The following is a 17,957-nucleotide window of genomic DNA, read 5'->3' as shown; positions in this document are numbered from 1 at the left end:
TCCGCGGTGCCAGACTGCGGGGATGAAGCTCGCTGACGTCGCCGCCACCGCCGAGATGGTCGCGTCCACCTCCTCACGCCTCGCGAAGATCGACGCCCTCGCGACCCTGCTCTCGCGGGCGGAAGCCGCGGAGCTGCCCGTTCTCGTCGGTCTCCTCCTCGCGGCACCGCGACAGGGCAAATTGGGTATCGGATGGCGCGGGCTGTCGGCGCTGGACGCGCCGCACACCGACGATCCGGTACTGACCCTCACCGACGTGGACGCTGCTCTCGAGGGGTTGGCAGCGGCATCGGGTTCCGGGTCGGCCGCCGCGCGCATCCGCGTCCTCACCGATCTCGCCTCGCGCTCGACAGCTCCCGAGTGGGACTTCCTCTCCCGATCCCTGCTCGGCGAGCTGCGCACCGGCGCCCTTGCCGGAGTGCTGCTCGAGGCTGTTGCCAGAGCGTCCGCTCGCCCGGCCGACATCGTGCGACGCGCTGCGATGCTGTCGGGGGACCTCGGCGAGACGGCTGTGGTGGCGCTCACGGGCGCAGCAGAGGAGCTCGACGCGGTCGGCCTCGCGGTCGGACGCCCCGTCCTTCCCATGCTCGCCGGCACAGCGGCGACTCCGACCGCTGCCCTCGCGCTCACCGGCGAGGCATCGGTCGAGTACAAGCTCGACGGTGCTCGAATCCAGGTGCACCGCCACGGCGACGCCGTCAGCGTCTTCACCCGCAGCCTTGCCGACGTGACACATCGGGTCCCAGAACTCGTGGAGATCGTCCGCCGCCTTCCCGTCGACGATGTGATCCTCGACGGCGAGACGCTGTCGCTCGATGAAGACGGCGGCCCCCGCCCGTTCCAGGACACCATGTCGCGCTTCGGCGCCGACGCCGCCAGGGAGCTCGCGCTCCGCCCCTGGTTCTTCGACGTGCTCCACGTCGACGGTCGCGACCTCATCGACCAGCCCCTGGCGGTGCGTCTCGCCGAACTCGAGCGGGTGGCCGGCGAGTGGCGCATGCCCGGCATCGTCACTGCTGACCCCGAGGCCGCCGAGCAGCTCTCTCGCGAGGCTCTCGCAGCCGGTCACGAAGGTGTGCTCGTCAAGGGCATCGACTCGACCTACACCGCCGGCCGTCGCGGCAAATCGTGGGTCAAGGTGAAACCTGTCCTCACGTTCGACCTCGTCGTGCTCGGCGCCGAGTGGGGGTCGGGGCGCCGCCGCGGATGGCTGTCGAACCTGCACCTCGGCGCGCGGGACCCGGGCGGCGGCTTCGGCGAACCCGGCGGGTTCGTGATGGTGGGCAAGACGTTCAAGGGCCTCACTGACGCGCTGCTGCAGTGGCAGACCGACGAGTTCCCGGCGCACGAGACCCATCGCTCCGCGTCGACGGTGTTCCTCCGGCCGGAGCTCGTGGTCGAGATCGCGATCGACGGCGTGCAGCGGTCCCCGCGTTACCCCGGCGGCCTCGCCCTCCGCTTCGCCAGGGTCAAGGGCTACCGTCCGGACAAGACCGCTGCGGAGGCCGACACGATCCAGACGCTCCTGGCCCTGCGGCGGGGTGCGACGGACGACGCCTGATCAGGCCGTGGGCGGGAGTCCTTCGTCCTCCTGACGCACCGTGCCGCGGAACGACCAGGGGAAGTCGATCCAGAGGTCGGTGTCCTTCCACGCGAAGTCCGGCTGGATGATCGTCGAGGGCTTCGTGTAGATCGTGACCGAGCGCACGTCGGCGCCCTTCTCCTGCAGCAGCCGGACCGCGAGCGCCAGCGTGCGACCGGAGTCGGCGACATCGTCCACGAGCAGCACGCGGCGGCCGTCGAGATAGGCCATGTCGAGCTCGGGCGGCAGCACCTCCGGGGCGTCCAGCACGGTCCCGATGCCGGTGTAGAACTCGACGTTGATGGCGCCGCAGTTCTTCACGCCGAGTCCGTACGCGATGGCGCCGGCCGGGAGCAGGCCGCCGCGCGCGATCGCCACCACGACCTCCGGCTCGAAGCCCGTCGCGATGATGTTCCGCGCCAGATCGCGCGTCGCCGCGCCGAAGCCGTCCCACGTGAGCGTCTCGCGCTCGATCGATGCATCCGTCATCGGTCCATTCTCGCGCATCCGCTCCGTCCGAGCCGCCGCTAGACTGAGCAGGTCCGGCCCCGCCGGTGCCTGAAAAAGAGGCACGAAGCACCTCGCATCGCCGCGAGGGCGAGACACATACGGATTCCCCTTCTCCGTCCCTGTCTCGAAAGGCTTCCCCATGCCCTCCGTCTCCGCGCACGTCGCCCTCACCCTCGCCCAGCACGTCGATGCCGTCTTCGGCGTCATGGGCAACGGCAACGCCTACTTCCTCGACGCCCTCGAGACGCAGACCGACGCCACCTTCACCGCCGTCCGCCACGAGCAGGGCGCGGTCGTCGCGGCCGACGCGCACTTCCGCGCCTCCGGCCGCATCGCCGCGGGCACCTCCACCTACGGCGCCGGCTTCACGAACACGATCACGGCGCTGGCCGAGGCCGTGCAGGCGCACGTGCCGCTCGTCCTCGTGGTGGGCGACGAGCCGACCTCGGGTCCGCGGCCGTGGGACGTGGACCAGATCGCTCTGGCCTCGGCCGTCGGCGCCCGCACCTACACCGTCGGGCGGACCGATGCCGCCGCGACCACCGTCATCGCCGTCGAGCACGCCCTCACCTATCGCGTGCCCGTGGTGCTCGCCATCCCCTACGACGTCGCCGCCCTCGAAGCCGGTGCGGTGCCTGCGGCCCCGGCGCCCCGGCTCCCCGCGCCGCTCGCCCCGCGGGGGGACTTCGCCGAGGGCATGCTGGATGAGATCGCCGCCGCCCTGCGCGACGCCGAGCGTCCGTTCCTCCTCGCCGGGCGCGGGGCCTGGCTGGCCGGCGCCGGCGAGGCTCTCGGGGCGCTTGCCGCACAGACCGGGGCCCTCACCGCCTCCTCCGCCCTCGGCCGCGGCATCTTCCCGGACGCCCGGTACGACCTCGGTGTCACCGGCGGCTTCGGCGCCGAGGGGGCGATGGAGCTCGTGCGGACGGCCGACGTCGCGGTGGTCTTCGGCGCCAGCCTTAACCAGTTCACGATGCGCTTCGGCGACCTCTTCGCCCCGGGCACCCGGGTGTTCCAGATCGACACCGCTCCGGCCGCCACGCACGCCCACGTCGGCGGCTTCGTGCGCGCCGATGCCCGTCTCGCCGCCGAGGCCCTCGTCGCCCGCCTCTCCTCCCCCTCCTCCCCCGGGCACACCTTCGGAGATGCCACAGGACTCGCCGGGGCCACCCCCGCCTCTGGCGGCGTGTCGGGCGCAGGCTCCGCAGCTGTGCCCACCCGCCCGTGGCGGGAGACGGTCGATGTCGCCGCGGCCCGTGCGTACGAGCCCGGGGACGAGCTCGCGCCGGACGGCCGCCTCGACCCGCGTTCCGCCGCGCGCCGGATCGCCGAGCTCCTCCCCGACGACCGCGTCGTGGTCTCGGACGGCGGGCACTTCATCGGCTGGGCGAACATGTACTGGCCGGTCGCCGCGCCCGACCGGATGATGATGATCGGCACCGCGTTCCAGTCGATCGGACAGGGCTGGCCCAGCGTGGTGGGCGCGGCCCTCGCCCGTCGGGACGCGACCATCGTGCTCACCTCCGGCGACGGCGGCGGTCTCATGGCCATCGCCGACCTCGAATCGGCCGTGCGGGCGGCGGGCGGCCGCGGCATGGCCGTGGTCTGGAACGACGCCGCGTACGGGGCCGAGGTCAACCTCTACGGACTGAAGGGCCTGGCCGAGGGTCCGATGCGCATCCCCGAGGTCGACTTCGCCGCGTTCGGGGCCGCGGTCGGCGCCGAGGGCGTCGTCGTGCGGACGCTCGGCGACCTGGATCGCCTCGCCGCGTGGGCCGAGGAGGACCCGGCGACCCGACGCTTCCTCGTCCTCGACCTCCGGATCTCCGGCGACGTGATCGCGCCGTACCAGCAGGAGATCATCCGCGTGAACTCCTGACCTGTGCGGGCCGATAGGCTCCCGGAATGACGGATGCTCCTGAGGTCCTGCGCTACAGCGCCTTCGCCGCGACGCCGGACGGCGGCAACCCCGCCGGGGTCGTCTTCGACGCGGACGGGCTCGACGAGGCGGACATGCAGCGGATCGCGGCCGAGGTCGGCTACTCGGAGACCGCGTTCGTGCAGGACGCCGCGGCGGACGGCTCCCGTTTCCGCGTGCGCTACTGGTCGCCGGCTGCGGAGGTGCCGTTCTGCGGGCATGCGACCGTCGCGACCGCGGTGGCCCTCGCCGAGCGGCAGGGTCCGGGGACGGTCGTGTTCGCGACCGCGGCCGGAGACGTGTCGATGGAGTCCTTCGCGGACGCGGACGGCCGGGTCACGGTGTCGTTCACGAGCGTCGAGCCGGAGGTCCGCGACCTCGACCTCGTCGTGCGGGACCGCCTCCTCGCGCTCCTCGGGATGGAGCCGGCCGATGTCGACCCGCGCTTCCCGGTCCGCGAGGCGTTCGCGGGCAATTGGCATCCGATCGTCTTCGTCGCCGACCGGGAGCTCTTCCAGCAGTTCCGCTTCTCCCCCGCCGACGTGGCGGCCCTCATGCGCGCACAGGGCTGGCAGGGCACGGTGACGGTGCTGCACGCCGAGGATCCGGCCGAGATCGAGGCCCGCAACCTCTTCCCCGTGGGCCGCATCACCGAGGATCCGGCGACGGGGTCCGCAGCCGCTTCGGTCGGCGCCTACCTCCGCGCGCAGGGTTATCCGGGCGACACCGTCCGCATCCGTCAGGGTGCCCACGTCGGCCGCCCGAGCGAACTCCGCGTCGCGATCCCGGGCTCCGGCGGCCTCGTCGTGTCGGGCGGAGCCACGCGCCTCCCCTGATCCCCGGCGTCCCTGATCCCGGACCGCGCGCACGACTCGGTTCCGCTCGCACGACCACACCCCCTCCCCCCGTCGTGCATCCGTCACCCGGTCGTGCACCCGTCTCCCGACTCCGGCACTTCCTGACTGGCACACCCGCACGACCTGGTTCCGCGCGGACGTCCCCGGTTCCACTCTGCACGTCCCTGGTTCCACCTGCACGACCCGGGGCCGTCTGCACGACCGGTACCCGCCCGAGGTCGTGCATCCGTCGCCCGGTCGTGCATCCGTCGCGGCCGACGAGACATCGACCGCCCGGGCGCGACATACGGCACACGTGGGCATGACGCACAGGAGGACGACACGGTGACGGGTGCCCGACCACGACTCACCACTGGTCGTGCACTCACCACTGGTCGTGCACTCGTCCCCAGTCGTGCATCTCCGCCCCGACACGGGACCAGCGTGCCGAGCCCACCTACACCTGCACGACTCCGTTCCATCTGCACGACCACACAGTGTTTCCGGTCGTGCATCCGTCCCGAGGTCGTGCATCTGTGACGGCACACGACCCCGCCCCGGCCCGGGGATCGTCGTCACCCCTGGGCGCTGTAGTCCGGGAGCTCCTGCAGGGTCCAGGTGTTGCCGTCGGGGTCGTCGAAACGCACGAAGCGGCCCCAGTCCTGCTCGTCCACACCCTCGGCCTCCACACCGAGACCCCGCAGGTGCGCGAGAGCCTCGTCGGCGTCGGGGACGACCACCTGGATGGTGTTCTGCTGCCCCGGTGCCAGGCCGGTGTCCAGCCCCGTGCCGAAGGCGATCGAGCAGGCCGATCCCGGCGGGGTCATCTGCACGAACCGCAGGCCCTCGTACGGCACCTGATCATGGTCGGCGTGGAAGCCGATCTTCACGTAGAAGTCCTTCGCCCGGTCGACATCGCTGACCGGCACGAAGATGAGTTCGATCTTCCAGTCCATCACGCACTCCTCCTGTCGGGCTCCGTCACCCGTCGGCCCTCACAGTACGCGCGGCCTCCGACACCCGCCAGAGGCGCCGGACGCCCGGAGACCTCAGCACCCGGAGACCTCAGCGCGCGGGCAGCAGCGCCCCGTCCAGGAAGCCCGCCAGCTCGTCCACCCCGTCCAGCGGGAGGATCGCGGCGACGTACTGGTCCGGACGCACGACGATCACGACGCCGTCACGGGACAGCTCCCGCGCCTCGAAGATGTCCGTGCCGCACCACTTGCTCGGGCCGGCCGCGTAGACCTTCTCCCAGTCGGTGAGTCCGAGCGGGCCGGTCTTCGGCTGGAAGAGCTCGGGCGTCGTCGTGACCTCGACCTCCTCGAAGGGCTGCTGGTACACGGCCTTCACGTCGAACACGGCGTCGGCGTCGGCGTCCGCCGGGGTGAACCGTGCGAACACGGGCGCCGCCTCCTCCGCCCACGCGGCGAGTGCCTCGCCGGTGCGGTCGCCGAACGCGTAGACCCGCCAGCGGCCGTCGGCCTTCGCGTGGTGTCCGAGGTGGACGACGTTGCCGTCCCCGACCCGCACGACTTCCGCCGACTTGAAGCGCTTGCCCAACGGATACCCGACCGCGAGCGCCTGGTGCGCGTCCGTGCCGGTGATCATGGAGGACGTGTACTGGGTCATGAACCCGGACGGGAACTCGGCCGTCGCGAGGTAGTACGTGGCCAGCTCGTTCGGGTCGGAGATCTCCTCGGGCTTGCGCGCCATGAGGCTGGACCACTCGCGGTCGAAGTCGATGAGCTGCTGCGCGACGGGACGACGCTCGGCGCCGTACGTGGCGAGCAGCGCCTCGGGCGCACGGCCGCTCAGCACGGAACCGAGCTTCCAGCCGAGGTTGAACCCGTCCTGCATCGACACGTTCATGCCCTGGCCGGCCTTCGCGCTGTGGGTGTGGCAGGCGTCGCCGGTGAGGAAGACGCGCGGACTGCGGTCGGCGCCGGGGTCCACGTCGTCGAAGCCGTCGGTCACGCGGTGGCCGACCTCGTAGACGCTGTGCCAGGCGACCTGCTTCACGTCGAGCGTGTAGGGGTGGAGGATCGCGTTGGCGCGGCGGATGATCTCCTCGATGGGCGTCTGCCGCACGCGGTGATCGTCGTCCGCCGCGACCTCGCCGAGGTCGATGTACATGCGGCTGAGGTAGCCGCCCTCCCGCGGGATGTGCAGGATGTTGCCGGCCTTCGAGTTGATCGCGCACTTGGTGCGCCAGTCCGGGAAGTCGGTGTTGACGAGCACGTCCATGACGCCCCAGGCGTGCGCGGCGCTCGCGCCCACGTGCGTGCGGCCGATCGCCTGCCGCACCCCGCTGCGGGCGCCGTCGCAGCCCACCACGTACTTCGCCCGGACCACGCGCTCGTCCGCTTCCCCGACATGGCGGACGCGCACCTCGACCGGGTACTCGCCCTCCTCGCGCACGGTGAGCCCGAGGAACTCGACGCCGTAGTCCGGCACGATCCGTCCGGGGCCGTCTGCCGCCGCCTCGGCAAAGTAGTCGAGCACGCGGGCCTGGTTGACGATGAGGTGCGGGAACTCGCAGATGTCGTAGGCGTAGTCGGCGGTGCGGGTGGTCCGCACGATCCGATCGGGGTGCTCGGGGTCGGGGCCCCAGAAGTTCATCCAGCCGATGTTGTAGGCCTCGGCGATGATGCGCTCGGCGAAGCCGAAGGCCTGGAAGGTCTCCACGCTGCGCGGCTGGATGCCGTCGGCCTGCCCGAGGACGAGGCGACCCTCGCGCTTCTCGATGATGCGGGTCGTGATGTCGGGGTACTGCGACATCTGCGCCGCGAGCAGCATGCCCGCGGGGCCGGAGCCGACGATGAGGACGTCGACCTCGTCGGGCAGGGAAGCGGGGCGGTCGATCCCGGTGCCGGCGGCGTCCTGCACGCGCGGGTCTCCGGACACATAGCCGTGGTGGTGGAACTGCATCGTCGTCGATTTCCTTCCGGACGTCTTCGTCGGGTGTTGCGTCCAGGAACGCAGTGTTCTATATTCGAACACAGTGTTCTACTATTGAACACAGCCTAGACCGGTGCCTCGCGCATCGCAAGGAGAGCCATGTCCGAGCGCCCCGCCGCCCCCGCCTCGCAGACGCTGAGCCGCGGCATCCGCATCCTCGAGGTGCTCGCCGACGCCCGCGGCGCGCTGACCATCGACGACATCGCCGGACGCCTCGAGGTGCATCGCTCCATCGCCTACCGCCTCCTCCGCACCCTCGAGGATCACGGTCTCGTGATCCGCGACGCGAGCGGCGCCGTGAGCCTCGGCGCCCGCATGGCCGCTCTCGCCGCCGGCGTCGCCCACGACCTCCAGGCCGAGGCCCTGCCGGAGCTCACCGCCATCGCGAACGAGCTCGGCATGACCTGCTTCCTCGCCGTCCTCGACGGGGCCGAGTGCATCACGCTCGCCAGCGTCGAGCCGCGACACGCCGTCGCCAGCGTCGCCCAGCGCCCCGGCGCACGGCACTCCGTCACGGTCGGCGCCCCCGGGAAGGCGATCCTCGCGCAACTCGACGCAACGGAGGTGCCCGTCGACATCGCCCCCGCCCTGCGCGCCGACGTCGACACCGCCGCCGCACGCGGTTATGCCACGAGCCACGACGAGGTCATCCCCACGGTGCAGTCCGTCGCCGTCCCGCTGCGTCTGCGCGGCCAGCGTCCCGCCGCGATCGCGGTCGTGCACGTCGCAGCCGACCTGGACGACGAGGAGATCGCCGCGCGGCTCCGGCGTTCCGCCGACCTCATCCGCGAGGCCCTCGACGGCTGAGCGGGGACGCACGAGAGCGCACGCCCCTCAGGGGACGTGCGCTCTCGTGGCAGGGAGGTCAGACCTTCGCGAGCCCGCGGATCGGACTGACCGACTGCTCCTCCTCGTGATCCGGGCCGAGCGGGATGCCGGAGCGATCGCGCAGCAGGAGCGTCGCGATGAGCCCCAGCGCGGTCATGCCGGCGAGGTACCAGGTGACCGCGTCGGTCGACCCGGTGGCCTTCACGATCGCCGTGGCGATGAGCGGCGCGAACGCCCCACCGGCGATCGCGCCGATCGCGTAGGAGATCGAGACGCCGGAGAAGCGGATGCTGGCCGGGAACAGCTCGGTGTACAGCGCGGCCTGCGGGCCGTACGTGAAGCCGAGACCGATGGTGAGGATCGCGAGCCCCGCGAACAGCAGGCCGATCTCGCCGGTGTTGACGAGCGGGAACAGCGTGAACACGCCGACCAGCTGCAGCACCCAGCCGATCAGGTAGGTCGTGCGGCGGCCGAGGCGGTCCGACACCCATCCGGCGAGCAGGGTCGTGAGCAGCCACGTGACCGCCGAGCCGGTGACGGCCCACAGCACGGGTCCACGCTCGAGGCCGATCGGCCCCTCGGGGTCGGTCGCGTAACCCTGGATGTAGCCGCCGGTGGTCATGTAGCCGACGGCGTTGTTCCCGGCGAAGACCAGCGCCGCGATGATCACGAGCAGCGCGTGCTTGCGGAACAGCTGCACGATCGGCATCTTCGCCTTCTCCTTGCGCTCGGCGAGCTCGGCGAAGACCGGGCTCTCCTCCACGCGACGCCGGACGTAGTAGCCGACGAGGATCAGCACGACACTCAGCAGGAACGGCACGCGCCAGCCCCACGCGAGGAACTGGTCTCCCGGAGCGATCGCGGTCATCAGCGCCATGACGCCCGAAGCGAGCAGCAGCCCGAGCGGCACGCCGATCTGCGGGGAGGCGCCGAAGATGCCGCGCTTCTTCCGCGGGGCGTGCTCGACGGCCATCAGCACCGCGCCGCCCCACTCGCCGCCGGCCGAGATGCCCTGCACGATGCGCAGGAGCACGAGCAGCACCGGGGCCATCACGCCGATGGTCTCGTAGGTCGGCAGCACACCGATCAGCGCGGTGGCGGCGCCCATCAGGATCAGCGTCCACATCAGCACGACCTTGCGGCCGAGCTTGTCGCCGTAGTGGCCCGCGAGGAACGCGCCGAGGGGACGGAAGAGGAAGCTCACACCGACCGTGGCGAAGCCGACGAGAGCGCTGTTGGCGCCGAGCGGCGCGAAGAAGAGCTGTCCGAAGACGAGCCCGACCGCCGTGGCGTAGATGAAGAAGTCGTACCACTCGACGGTGGTCCCGACGACGGTGGCGAAGACGACACGACGCCGGTCGGCCGCCGTCGCGATGGTTCCGGTGGGCGTGAACCCACCCTGTGACTGCCCGCTCATGGGGTGTCTCCTTTGTGCTTGTGACCGCGTTGTCACGGCGCGCCCGGACGTGAATCCGATCTGCTTGCCGAGGGGTGAGACGATGATATATGATTTCGGATACGACGCACAACGCGTCCTGACGAGCGCGAGGAGGCGCATCCGTGACGGACACCATCGCCCGCCCGGGGAAGATCATCGCGATCCACCTGAGCTACGCCTCGCGGGCCGACCAGCGCGGTCGACGCCCCGCCCACCCCTCCTATTTCTTCAAGCCGGCCAGTTCGGTCGGGGTTTCCGGCGGCACCGTCGAGCGTCCCGCCGGCACCGAGCTGCTCGCGTTCGAAGGGGAGATCGCGCTGATCATCGGCGCCCCGGCCCGCCGGGTCGCCCTCGCCGACGCCTGGGACCACGTGCAGTGGGTGACCGCCTCGAACGACCTCGGCCTCTACGATCTGCGCGCCAACGACAAGGGCTCCAACGTCCGCTCCAAGGGCGGCGACGGGTACACCCCGCTCGGCCCGGAGCTGATCGACGCCCGCACGGTCGATCCGGCGGCCCTCCGCGTGCGCGCCTGGGTGAACGGCGAGCTCCGCCAGGACGACACCACCGCCGGGCTCATCTTCCCGCTGGCCCAGCTCGTCGCCGACCTCTCCCAGCACTTCACGCTGGAGACCGGCGACGTGATCCTGACCGGCACCCCCGCGGGCTCGTCGGTCATCGTCCCCGGGGACGTGGTCGAGATCGAGGTCGACGCCCCGGACGCCCCCGGGGCCCCCACCTCCGGCCGCCTGATCACGACGGTCACGCAGGGGGATGTCCCCTTCGATGGCGACCTCGGCTCGCTTCCCGCGGTGGACGACCTCCAGCGCACCGAGGCCTGGGGCTCCCGCGAGCTCGCCGGCCTGCCTGCCGAGGACACCGCGCCCACACTCACCCCTGAGCTCCGCGCCCAGCTTCTCGAAGCCCCCACCGCCGGCCTTTCGGCACAGCTGCGCAAGCGCGGACACCACTCCTGCTTCATCGACGGCGTCTCCGCCAACCTCCCGGGTACGAAGATCGTCGGCACCGCCAAGACCCTGCGCTTCGTGCCGTTCCGCGAAGACCTCTTCCGCAGCCACGGCGGCGGGTACAACGCCCAGAAGCGCGCGTTCGACGCGGTCGCGGAAGGCGAGGTCATCGTCATCGAGGCCCGCGGCGACGCGACCACCGGCACGCTCGGCGACATCCTCGCCCTGCGCGCGCAGACCCGCGGCGCGGCGGGCGTGGTCACCGACGGCGGCGTCCGCGACTTCCAGGCCGTCGCCGAGATCGGGCTTCCGGTCTTCTCGCAGGGCGCGCACCCCTCGGTGCTCGGCCGCAAGCACGTGCCGTGGGACGTCGATGTGACGATCTCGTGCGGCGGCGCCACCGTGCAGCCCGGCGACATCATCGTCGGCGACAGCGACGGCGTGATCGTGATCCCGCCGGCTCTCGCCGCCGAGGTCGCCGCCGACGCCGTGGCCCAGGAGATCGAGGACGCCTGGATCGCCGAGCAGGTCGCCGCCGGGCACCCGGTCGACGGCCTCTTCCCGATGAACGCCGAGTGGCGCGCCCGCTACGAGCAGGCGACCGGCACCGGAGCGGAGCGGAAGTGAGCACGGTCGAGAGCACCAGCAAGTCGGAGCAGGCGTACGCCTGGATCCGCGCGCGCATCTCGGCGCACACCTACGGCCCCGGCTACCGCCTGGTCCTCGGTCCGATCGCCGAGGAGCTGGGGATGAGCGTGGTCCCGGTGCGCGAGGCGATCCGGCGCCTGGAGGCCGAGGGTCTCGTGACCTTCGAGCGCAACGTCGGCGCCCGCGTGACCCTCGTGGACGAGGGCGAGTACGCCCACACCATGCAAACGCTCGGACTCGTCGAAGGGGCGGCCACCGCGCTGTCCGCTCCCCTGCTCGACGCGGACGCGCTCGCGCAGGCCGCGGAGGTCAACGAGCGCATGCGCCGCCTGCTCGACCACTTCGACCCGCACACGTTCACCGAGCTCAACCGGCAGTTCCACTCCGTGCTGTTCGAGCCGTGCCCGAACCCGCACCTGCTCGACCTCGTGCACCGCGGCTGGGCCCGGCTGTCCGGCATCCGCGACTCGACCTTCGCCTACGTGCCCGGCCGCGCCCACCACTCGGTCGACGAGCACACCCAGATCCTCGAGCTGATCCGCGACGGCGCCGAGCCGCTGGAGATCGAGCTCGCCGCCCGCAACCACCGGTGGCGCACGAGGGACGCGTTCCTCGACGCCCTGCACACCCGTTCCGTCCCCGCCGAAGGAGAAGCATCATGACCGACTCCCGCATCCCCGCCGACCTGCCCGACCACATCCAGCACTACATCGACGGCGCCTTCGTCGACTCGATCGACGGCGACACGTTCGACGTGCTCGACCCGGTGACGAACCAGACCTACACGACGGCCGCCGCCGGCAAGAAGGCCGACATCGAGCGGGCCGTCGCCGCCGCCAAGCGCGCCTTCGACGAGGGCCCCTGGCCGCGCATGCTCCCCCGCGAGCGCTCGCGCGTGCTGCACCGGATCGCCGACATCGTGGAGTCGCGCGACGCCCGGCTCGCGGAGCTGGAGTCGTACGACTCCGGGCTGCCGATCACGCAGGCCCTCGGTCAGGCCCGCCGCGCCGCCGAGAACTTCCGCTTCTTCGCCGACCTGATCGTGGCCCAGGCCGACGACGCCTTCAAGGTGCCGGGCAAGCAGATGAACTACGTCAACCGCAAGCCGATCGGCGTCGCCGGGCTCATCACCCCGTGGAACACGCCGTTCATGCTCGAGTCCTGGAAGCTCGGCCCCGCGCTCGCCACCGGCAACACGGTCGTCCTCAAGCCGGCCGAGTTCACGCCCCTGTCCGCCTCGCTGTGGGCGGGCATCTTCGAGGAGGCAGGCCTGCCGCAGGGCGTCTTCAACCTCGTCAACGGCCTCGGCGAAGACGCCGGCGACGCGCTGGTGAAGCACCCCGACGTGCCGCTCATCTCCTTCACCGGCGAGAGCCGCACGGGGCAGATCATCTTCGGCAACGCCGCGCCGTTCCTCAAGGGCCTGTCGATGGAGCTCGGCGGCAAGTCCCCCGCCGTGGTCTTCGCGGACGCCGACCTGGAGGCCGCCGTCGACGCCACCATCTTCGGCGTCTTCTCCCTCAACGGCGAGCGCTGCACCGCCGGGTCCCGCATCCTCGTGGAGCGCTCGATCTACGAGGAGTTCGTGGAGCGCTATGCCGCGCAGGCGCAGCGCGTCAAGGTCGGCTACCCGCACGACCCCGAGACCGAGGTCGGCGCTCTCGTGCACCCCGAGCACTACGACAAGGTGATGTCCTACGTCGAGATCGGCAAGACCGAGGGCCGCCTGGTCGCCGGTGGCGGTCGTCCCGAGGGCTTCGAGGAGGGGAACTTCGTCGCCCCGACGGTGTTCGCCGACGTCGCCCCCGACGCCCGCATCTTCCAGGAGGAGATCTTCGGCCCGGTCGTCGCGATCACCCCGTTCGACTCCGACGAGGAGGCGCTGGCGCTCGCGAACAACACGAAGTACGGCCTCGCGGCCTACATCTGGACGAACGACCTCAAGCGCGCCCACACGTTCGCGCAGTCCGTCGAGGCCGGCATGGTGTGGCTGAACAGCAACAACGTCCGCGACCTCCGCACGCCGTTCGGCGGCGTGAAGGCGTCGGGCCTTGGCCACGAGGGCGGCTACCGCTCCATCGACTTCTACACCGACCAGCAGAGCGTGCACATCACTCTCGCCTCGACCCCGCACAACCCGACGTTCGGCAAGAACTGACGCCCCCGGACACAAGCAAGGACGCTGACATGACCGACAAGACCGCCAAGACCCTCACCTCCTCCGGCTACTACGTGAGCCAGGAGGCCCCGATCCAGAGCGACAACCCCGTCGCGACGCCGAAGAGCACGCCGCCGGACATCCTGCGGTGCGCGTACATGGAGCTCGTCGTGACCGACCTGGCCGCCTCGCGGCAGTTCTACGTCGACATCCTGGGCCTGTACGTGACCGAGGAGGACGACGAGGCGATCTACCTGCGCTCGACCGAGGAGTTCATCCACCACAACCTCGTCCTGCGTCAGGGGCCGATCGCCGCCGTCGCCGCGTTCTCGTACCGGGTGCGCGCCGCGGAGGACCTCGACCGCGCCGTGGAGTTCTACACGGAGCTCGGCTGCGACGTCCGTCGTCAGGAGCACGGCTTCGTGAAGGGCATCGGCGACTCCGTGCGCGTCGTCGACCCGCTCGGCTTCCCGTACGAGTTCTTCTACGCCACCGAGCACGTGGAGCGCCTGTCCTGGCGGTACGACCTGCACACCCCCGGCGAGCTCGTGCGCCTCGACCACTTCAACCAGGTCACCCCCGACGTGCCGCGTGCGGTGCGCCACTACCAGGACCTCGGCTTCCGCGTGACGGAGGACATCCAGGACGACGAGGGCACCGTGTACGCCGCGTGGATGCGCCGCAAGCCCACCGTGCACGACACCGCGGCGACGGGCGGCGACGGTCCCCGCATGCACCACGTCGCCTTCGCGACGCACGAGAAGCACAACATCCTCGCGATCTGCGACAAGCTCGGGGCGCTGCGCCGCTCGGACGCCATCGAGCGCGGCCCCGGCCGGCACGGCGTCTCCAACGCGTTCTACCTCTACCTGCGCGACCCCGACGGCCACCGCGTCGAGATCTACACGCAGGACTACTACACCGGCGACCCGGACAACCCGGTCGTCACCTGGGACGTGCACGACAACCAGCGCCGCGACTGGTGGGGCACCCCGGTGGTGCCCTCCTGGTACACCGACGCCTCGCTCGTGCTCGACCTCGACGGCAACCCGCAGCCCGTCGTCGCCCGCACGGACTCCAGCGAGATGGCCGTGACGATCGGCGCCGACGGCTTCTCCTACACCCGCGCGGACGAGGGCGAGACCTCGATGCCCGAGTACAAGCAGGGCGAGTACAAGCTCGGCCACCAGCTCTAGGAGACGCTCATGCTGTCTGAGGAGACGATCGCGCAGATCGCCGCGGAGCTCGCGGAGGCCGACCGCACGCACGGGGTCATCCCGCGCATCACCGCCCGGTACCCCGAGGCGACCGTGGAGGACTCCTACGCCATCCAGGGCGTGTGGCGGGATTCGCAGGTCGCGGCTGGCCGTCGGCTGGTCGGCCGCAAGATCGGCCTGACCTCGAAGGCCATGCAGCAGGCGACGGGGATCACCGAGCCCGACTACGGCGTCATGTTCGACGACACCGTGTACGAATCCGGCGCGGAGATCCCCACGGACCACTTCTCCAACGTCCGCATCGAGGTCGAGCTCGCGTTCGTGCTCAAGGAGCCGCTGGAGGGCCCCGACTGCACGCTGGAGGATGCCCTCGCCGCGATCGACTACGCCGTGCCGGCCCTCGAGGTGCTGAACTCGCACATCGAGCTCGAGGGCCGCACGATCGTCGACACCATCAGCGACAACGCCGCGTACGGGGCGATGGTGCTGGGGACGGTGCGCAAGCGCCCGGACGAGATCGACCTGCGGTGGGTGCCCGGCGTGCTGTCGCGCAACGGGGAGATCGAGGAGACCGGCGTCGCGGCCGGGGTGCTCGGCCACCCCGCCACCGGGGTCGCGTGGCTCGCGAACAAGTTCCATCAGCACGGCGCGCGTCTGGAGGCGGGCGAGATCATCCTGGCAGGATCGTTCACACGCCCGATGTGGGTGTCGCGCGGCGACGAGGTGCTGTGCGACTACGGACCGATGGGGACCATCACATGCCGCTTCGTCTAGACCCGTCCTTCCGCGCGCAGTTGGCGGACTCTGACCACCCGTTCGTGGGAATGTGGGTGTGCTCCGGCAGCCCGCTGCTGGCCGAGGTCGCGGCGGGTTCCGGTCTGGACTGGCTGCTCATCGACATGGAGCACTCGGCGAACACGCTCGAGTCCGTGCTGACCCAGCTCCAGGCGGTCGCGGCCTATCCGATCACGCCTCTCGTCCGGGTGCCCTTCAACGACGCGGTCGCGATCAAGCAGGTGCTCGACCTCGGTGCGCAGAACCTCATCGTGCCGATGGTGTCGTCCGCCGACGAGGCCAGGGCCGCCGTGGCCGCGACCCGCTATCCCCCCGAGGGCGTCCGCGGCGTCGGCAGCGCCCTCGCCCGCAGCGCCCGCTGGAACCGCGTCGACCGCTACCTGCCGGAGTCGGCGCAGCACGTGTCGCTGACGGTGCAGATCGAGACGGTCGCCGGGGTCGAGGCCGCCGCCGACATCGCCGCGGTCGACGGGGTGGACGCAGTGTTCGTCGGCCCCTCCGACCTGTCCGCGTCGATGGGCCTGCTCGGGCAGCAGACGCATCCCGACGTGGTCGCCGCCGTCGAGTCGGTGTTCGCCGCGGTCCACGCCGCCGGGAAGCCGGTGGGTGTGAACGCCTTCGACCCGTCCGCCGCCGACGCGTATCTCGCGGCGGGTGCGGACTTCGTGGCCGTGGGCGCCGACGTCGCGCTCCTCGCCCGGGCCTCCGAGGCCCTCGCCGCCCGCTTCCTCCCACGCTCCGACGCCTCCGGCCGCCCCAGCTACTGACTTCGAGTCGCGCACCTGGCTCCATCCGCGGCCGGAATGGGGCCATTTGCGCGATTCGAAGCGGGCGGGAAGGATGAGCCGGTGCACAGACTGGCGGCGATGCAGGACCGCAACTTCCGGTGGTTCTTCCTCGCGCGCGCCCTGACGCTCGTCACCGGCTCGATGTCGGCCATCGCCCTGGCGTTCGCGGTGCTCGAGATCGACAACGACGCCCGGTCGCTCTCGATCGTGCTCGCGGCCTTCACGATCAGCAACATCGTGTTCGTCCTGTTCGGAGGGGTCGTCGCCGACCGCCTCCCCCGCGCCCTCATCATCCAGTCCTGCTACGTCGTGGACATCCTGTCGGTCGGGGCGATGGCCGCTCTGCTGTTCACCGGCACGGCCACGGTCCCGCTCCTCGCCGTGCTCTCCGCGATCAACGGCGCCTCGTCCGCGTTCGTGCTCCCCGCGATGCAGGGCATCATCCCGCAGCTGACCACCCCCGCGCACCTCCAGCAGGCGAACGCGATGCTGTCGTTCGTCCGCTCGGCCGTCACGATCGGCGGCCCGGTCATCGCCGGGGTCCTGGTGGCCACCGCGGGACCCGCGTGGGCCATGGTCGTGCAGGCGGCGGGGTGGCTGCTCGCGATCCCGGTCCTCGCGCTCGTGAAGCTCCCGCCGCCCGCGGCCTCCGGCGGCACCACGATGTTCCACGACCTCCGAGTCGGGTGGCACGAGTTCTGGAGCCGCTCCTGGCTGTGGACCATCGTGCTGGCCTTCATGATCATGAACGCGATCCACGTGGGTGCCTGGGGCGTCGTCGGTCCGTACATCGCGAAGAACGACGATCGCCTCGGCATCTCCGGCTGGGGGTGGGTCGTGAGCGCGGAGGGCGCGGGGGTCCTGGTGATGACCCTGCTGCTGATGTGGTTCCCGCTCCGCCGGCCCCTGCGCTACGGGATGATCGGGATGGCGGCGTTCGCGCTGCCGCTCACCCTCCTCGGCGTGCACCCGGCCGTGGTCCTGCTCGCGATGGCGGCGTTCATCGCCGGAGCCGGAGCCGAGGTCTTCGCGACCGGCTGGAACCTCGCGATGATGGAGAACATCCCCGGGGAGAAGCTCTCGCGGGTCGCGAGCTACGACATGCTCGGCAGCTTCGTCGTGATGCCCATCGGCACGCTCGTGTACGGCTGGCTCGTGACGCACGCGGAGCCGGCCACCGTGCTCACCACCTCCGCGGTCCTCTACGCGGCGATCGCCCTGGTGACGCTGCTCGTCCCCGCGGTGTGGCGGATGGGGCGGCCCGCGGCGGCCGTCCCGGAGCGCGCGGGAGTGGCGGATTCATAGCAATCCCG

General features: G+C 71.1%; 15 protein-coding genes. 11 read left to right on the top strand and 4 right to left on the bottom strand.

The window, feature by feature from the left end:
• Positions 1 to 22 precede the first annotated feature (22 nt).
• The gene (locus WFJ36_RS00605; RefSeq protein WP_336642431.1) at positions 23 to 1,561 is read left to right on the top strand and encodes an ATP-dependent DNA ligase; all 1,539 of its coding nucleotides are present in this window, start codon (positions 23 to 25) and stop codon (positions 1,559 to 1,561) included.
• Here the strand turns inward: WFJ36_RS00605 and WFJ36_RS00600 are convergent, their stop codons facing one another.
• A complete protein-coding gene (locus WFJ36_RS00600; RefSeq protein ID WP_071328033.1) occupies positions 1,562 to 2,071 on the bottom strand; it encodes a phosphoribosyltransferase in 510 nt (169 codons plus the stop codon).
• 160 nt (positions 2,072 to 2,231) lie between these two features.
• Between WFJ36_RS00600 and WFJ36_RS00595 the strand changes: the two genes are divergently transcribed.
• Positions 2,232 to 3,971, top strand: coding sequence for a thiamine pyrophosphate-binding protein (locus WFJ36_RS00595; protein ID WP_071327414.1), 1,740 nt, complete (start codon positions 2,232 to 2,234; stop codon positions 3,969 to 3,971).
• Between the two features lie 26 nt (positions 3,972 to 3,997).
• The gene (locus WFJ36_RS00590; protein ID WP_336642430.1) at positions 3,998 to 4,846 is read left to right on the top strand and encodes a PhzF family phenazine biosynthesis protein; all 849 of its coding nucleotides are present in this window, start codon (positions 3,998 to 4,000) and stop codon (positions 4,844 to 4,846) included.
• 575 nt (positions 4,847 to 5,421) lie between these two features.
• Here the strand turns inward: WFJ36_RS00590 and WFJ36_RS00585 are convergent.
• Together WFJ36_RS00585 and WFJ36_RS00580 are read right to left on the bottom strand one after the other, a co-directional pair.
• The gene (locus WFJ36_RS00585; RefSeq protein ID WP_071327416.1) at positions 5,422 to 5,802 is read right to left on the bottom strand and encodes a VOC family protein; all 381 of its coding nucleotides are present in this window, start codon (positions 5,800 to 5,802) and stop codon (positions 5,422 to 5,424) included.
• Between the two features lie 109 nt (positions 5,803 to 5,911).
• Entirely contained in the window at positions 5,912 to 7,774 is a 1,863-nt protein-coding gene (locus WFJ36_RS00580; RefSeq protein ID WP_071327417.1) for an FAD-dependent monooxygenase, read from the bottom strand.
• Between the two features lie 129 nt (positions 7,775 to 7,903).
• Between WFJ36_RS00580 and WFJ36_RS00575 the strand changes: the two genes are divergently transcribed.
• On the top strand, positions 7,904 to 8,611 hold the full coding sequence (locus WFJ36_RS00575) for an IclR family transcriptional regulator (RefSeq protein WP_071327418.1): 708 nt from the start codon (positions 7,904 to 7,906) through the stop codon (positions 8,609 to 8,611).
• A gap of 58 nt (positions 8,612 to 8,669) precedes the next feature.
• Here the strand turns inward: WFJ36_RS00575 and WFJ36_RS00570 are convergent, their stop codons facing one another.
• Positions 8,670 to 10,049 carry an MFS transporter gene (locus WFJ36_RS00570; protein WP_071327419.1) on the bottom strand — a complete coding sequence of 460 codons (1,380 nt, stop codon included), beginning with the start codon at positions 10,047 to 10,049 and terminating at the stop codon, positions 8,670 to 8,672.
• Positions 10,050 to 10,192: 143 nt separating this feature from the next.
• Here WFJ36_RS00570 and WFJ36_RS00565 point away from each other — a divergent pair, with 143 nt between their 5' ends.
• From WFJ36_RS00565 to WFJ36_RS00535, 7 genes are all read left to right on the top strand, one after another.
• A complete protein-coding gene (locus tag WFJ36_RS00565) occupies positions 10,193 to 11,665 on the top strand; it encodes a fumarylacetoacetate hydrolase family protein (protein WP_071327420.1) in 1,473 nt (490 codons plus the stop codon).
• Positions 11,662 to 12,348: a GntR family transcriptional regulator gene (locus WFJ36_RS00560; RefSeq protein WP_071327421.1), complete on the top strand. Its 687-nt coding sequence runs from the start codon at positions 11,662 to 11,664 to the stop codon at positions 12,346 to 12,348. The genes WFJ36_RS00565 and WFJ36_RS00560 overlap by 4 nt, the downstream gene beginning before the upstream one ends.
• A complete protein-coding gene (gene hpaE / locus WFJ36_RS00555) occupies positions 12,345 to 13,844 on the top strand; it encodes a 5-carboxymethyl-2-hydroxymuconate semialdehyde dehydrogenase (RefSeq protein ID WP_136051966.1) in 1,500 nt (499 codons plus the stop codon). The genes WFJ36_RS00560 and hpaE overlap by 4 nt, the downstream gene beginning before the upstream one ends.
• 29 nt (positions 13,845 to 13,873) lie before the next feature.
• Complete coding sequence (hpaD, locus tag WFJ36_RS00550) at positions 13,874 to 15,040, top strand: 3,4-dihydroxyphenylacetate 2,3-dioxygenase (RefSeq protein WP_071327423.1); 1,167 nt, start codon at positions 13,874 to 13,876, stop codon at positions 15,038 to 15,040.
• 9 nt (positions 15,041 to 15,049) lie between these two features.
• Positions 15,050 to 15,835 carry a fumarylacetoacetate hydrolase family protein gene (locus tag WFJ36_RS00545; RefSeq protein WP_060922855.1) on the top strand — a complete coding sequence of 262 codons (786 nt, stop codon included), beginning with the start codon at positions 15,050 to 15,052 and terminating at the stop codon, positions 15,833 to 15,835.
• Entirely contained in the window at positions 15,820 to 16,623 is an 804-nt protein-coding gene (locus tag WFJ36_RS00540) for an HpcH/HpaI aldolase family protein (protein ID WP_336642429.1), read from the top strand. The genes WFJ36_RS00545 and WFJ36_RS00540 overlap by 16 nt, the downstream gene beginning before the upstream one ends.
• A gap of 81 nt (positions 16,624 to 16,704) precedes the next feature.
• Positions 16,705 to 17,949, top strand: coding sequence for an MFS transporter (locus tag WFJ36_RS00535; RefSeq protein WP_336642428.1), 1,245 nt, complete (start codon positions 16,705 to 16,707; stop codon positions 17,947 to 17,949).
• Positions 17,950 to 17,957: the final 8 nt, after the last annotated feature.

Source organism: Microbacterium sp. MMO-113, assembly GCF_037148555.1.
Classification (GTDB): domain Bacteria; phylum Actinomycetota; class Actinomycetes; order Actinomycetales; family Microbacteriaceae; genus Microbacterium.
Note: the sequence above shows the minus strand (reverse complement) of the source record. Positions and strands in the feature narration are given on the sequence as shown.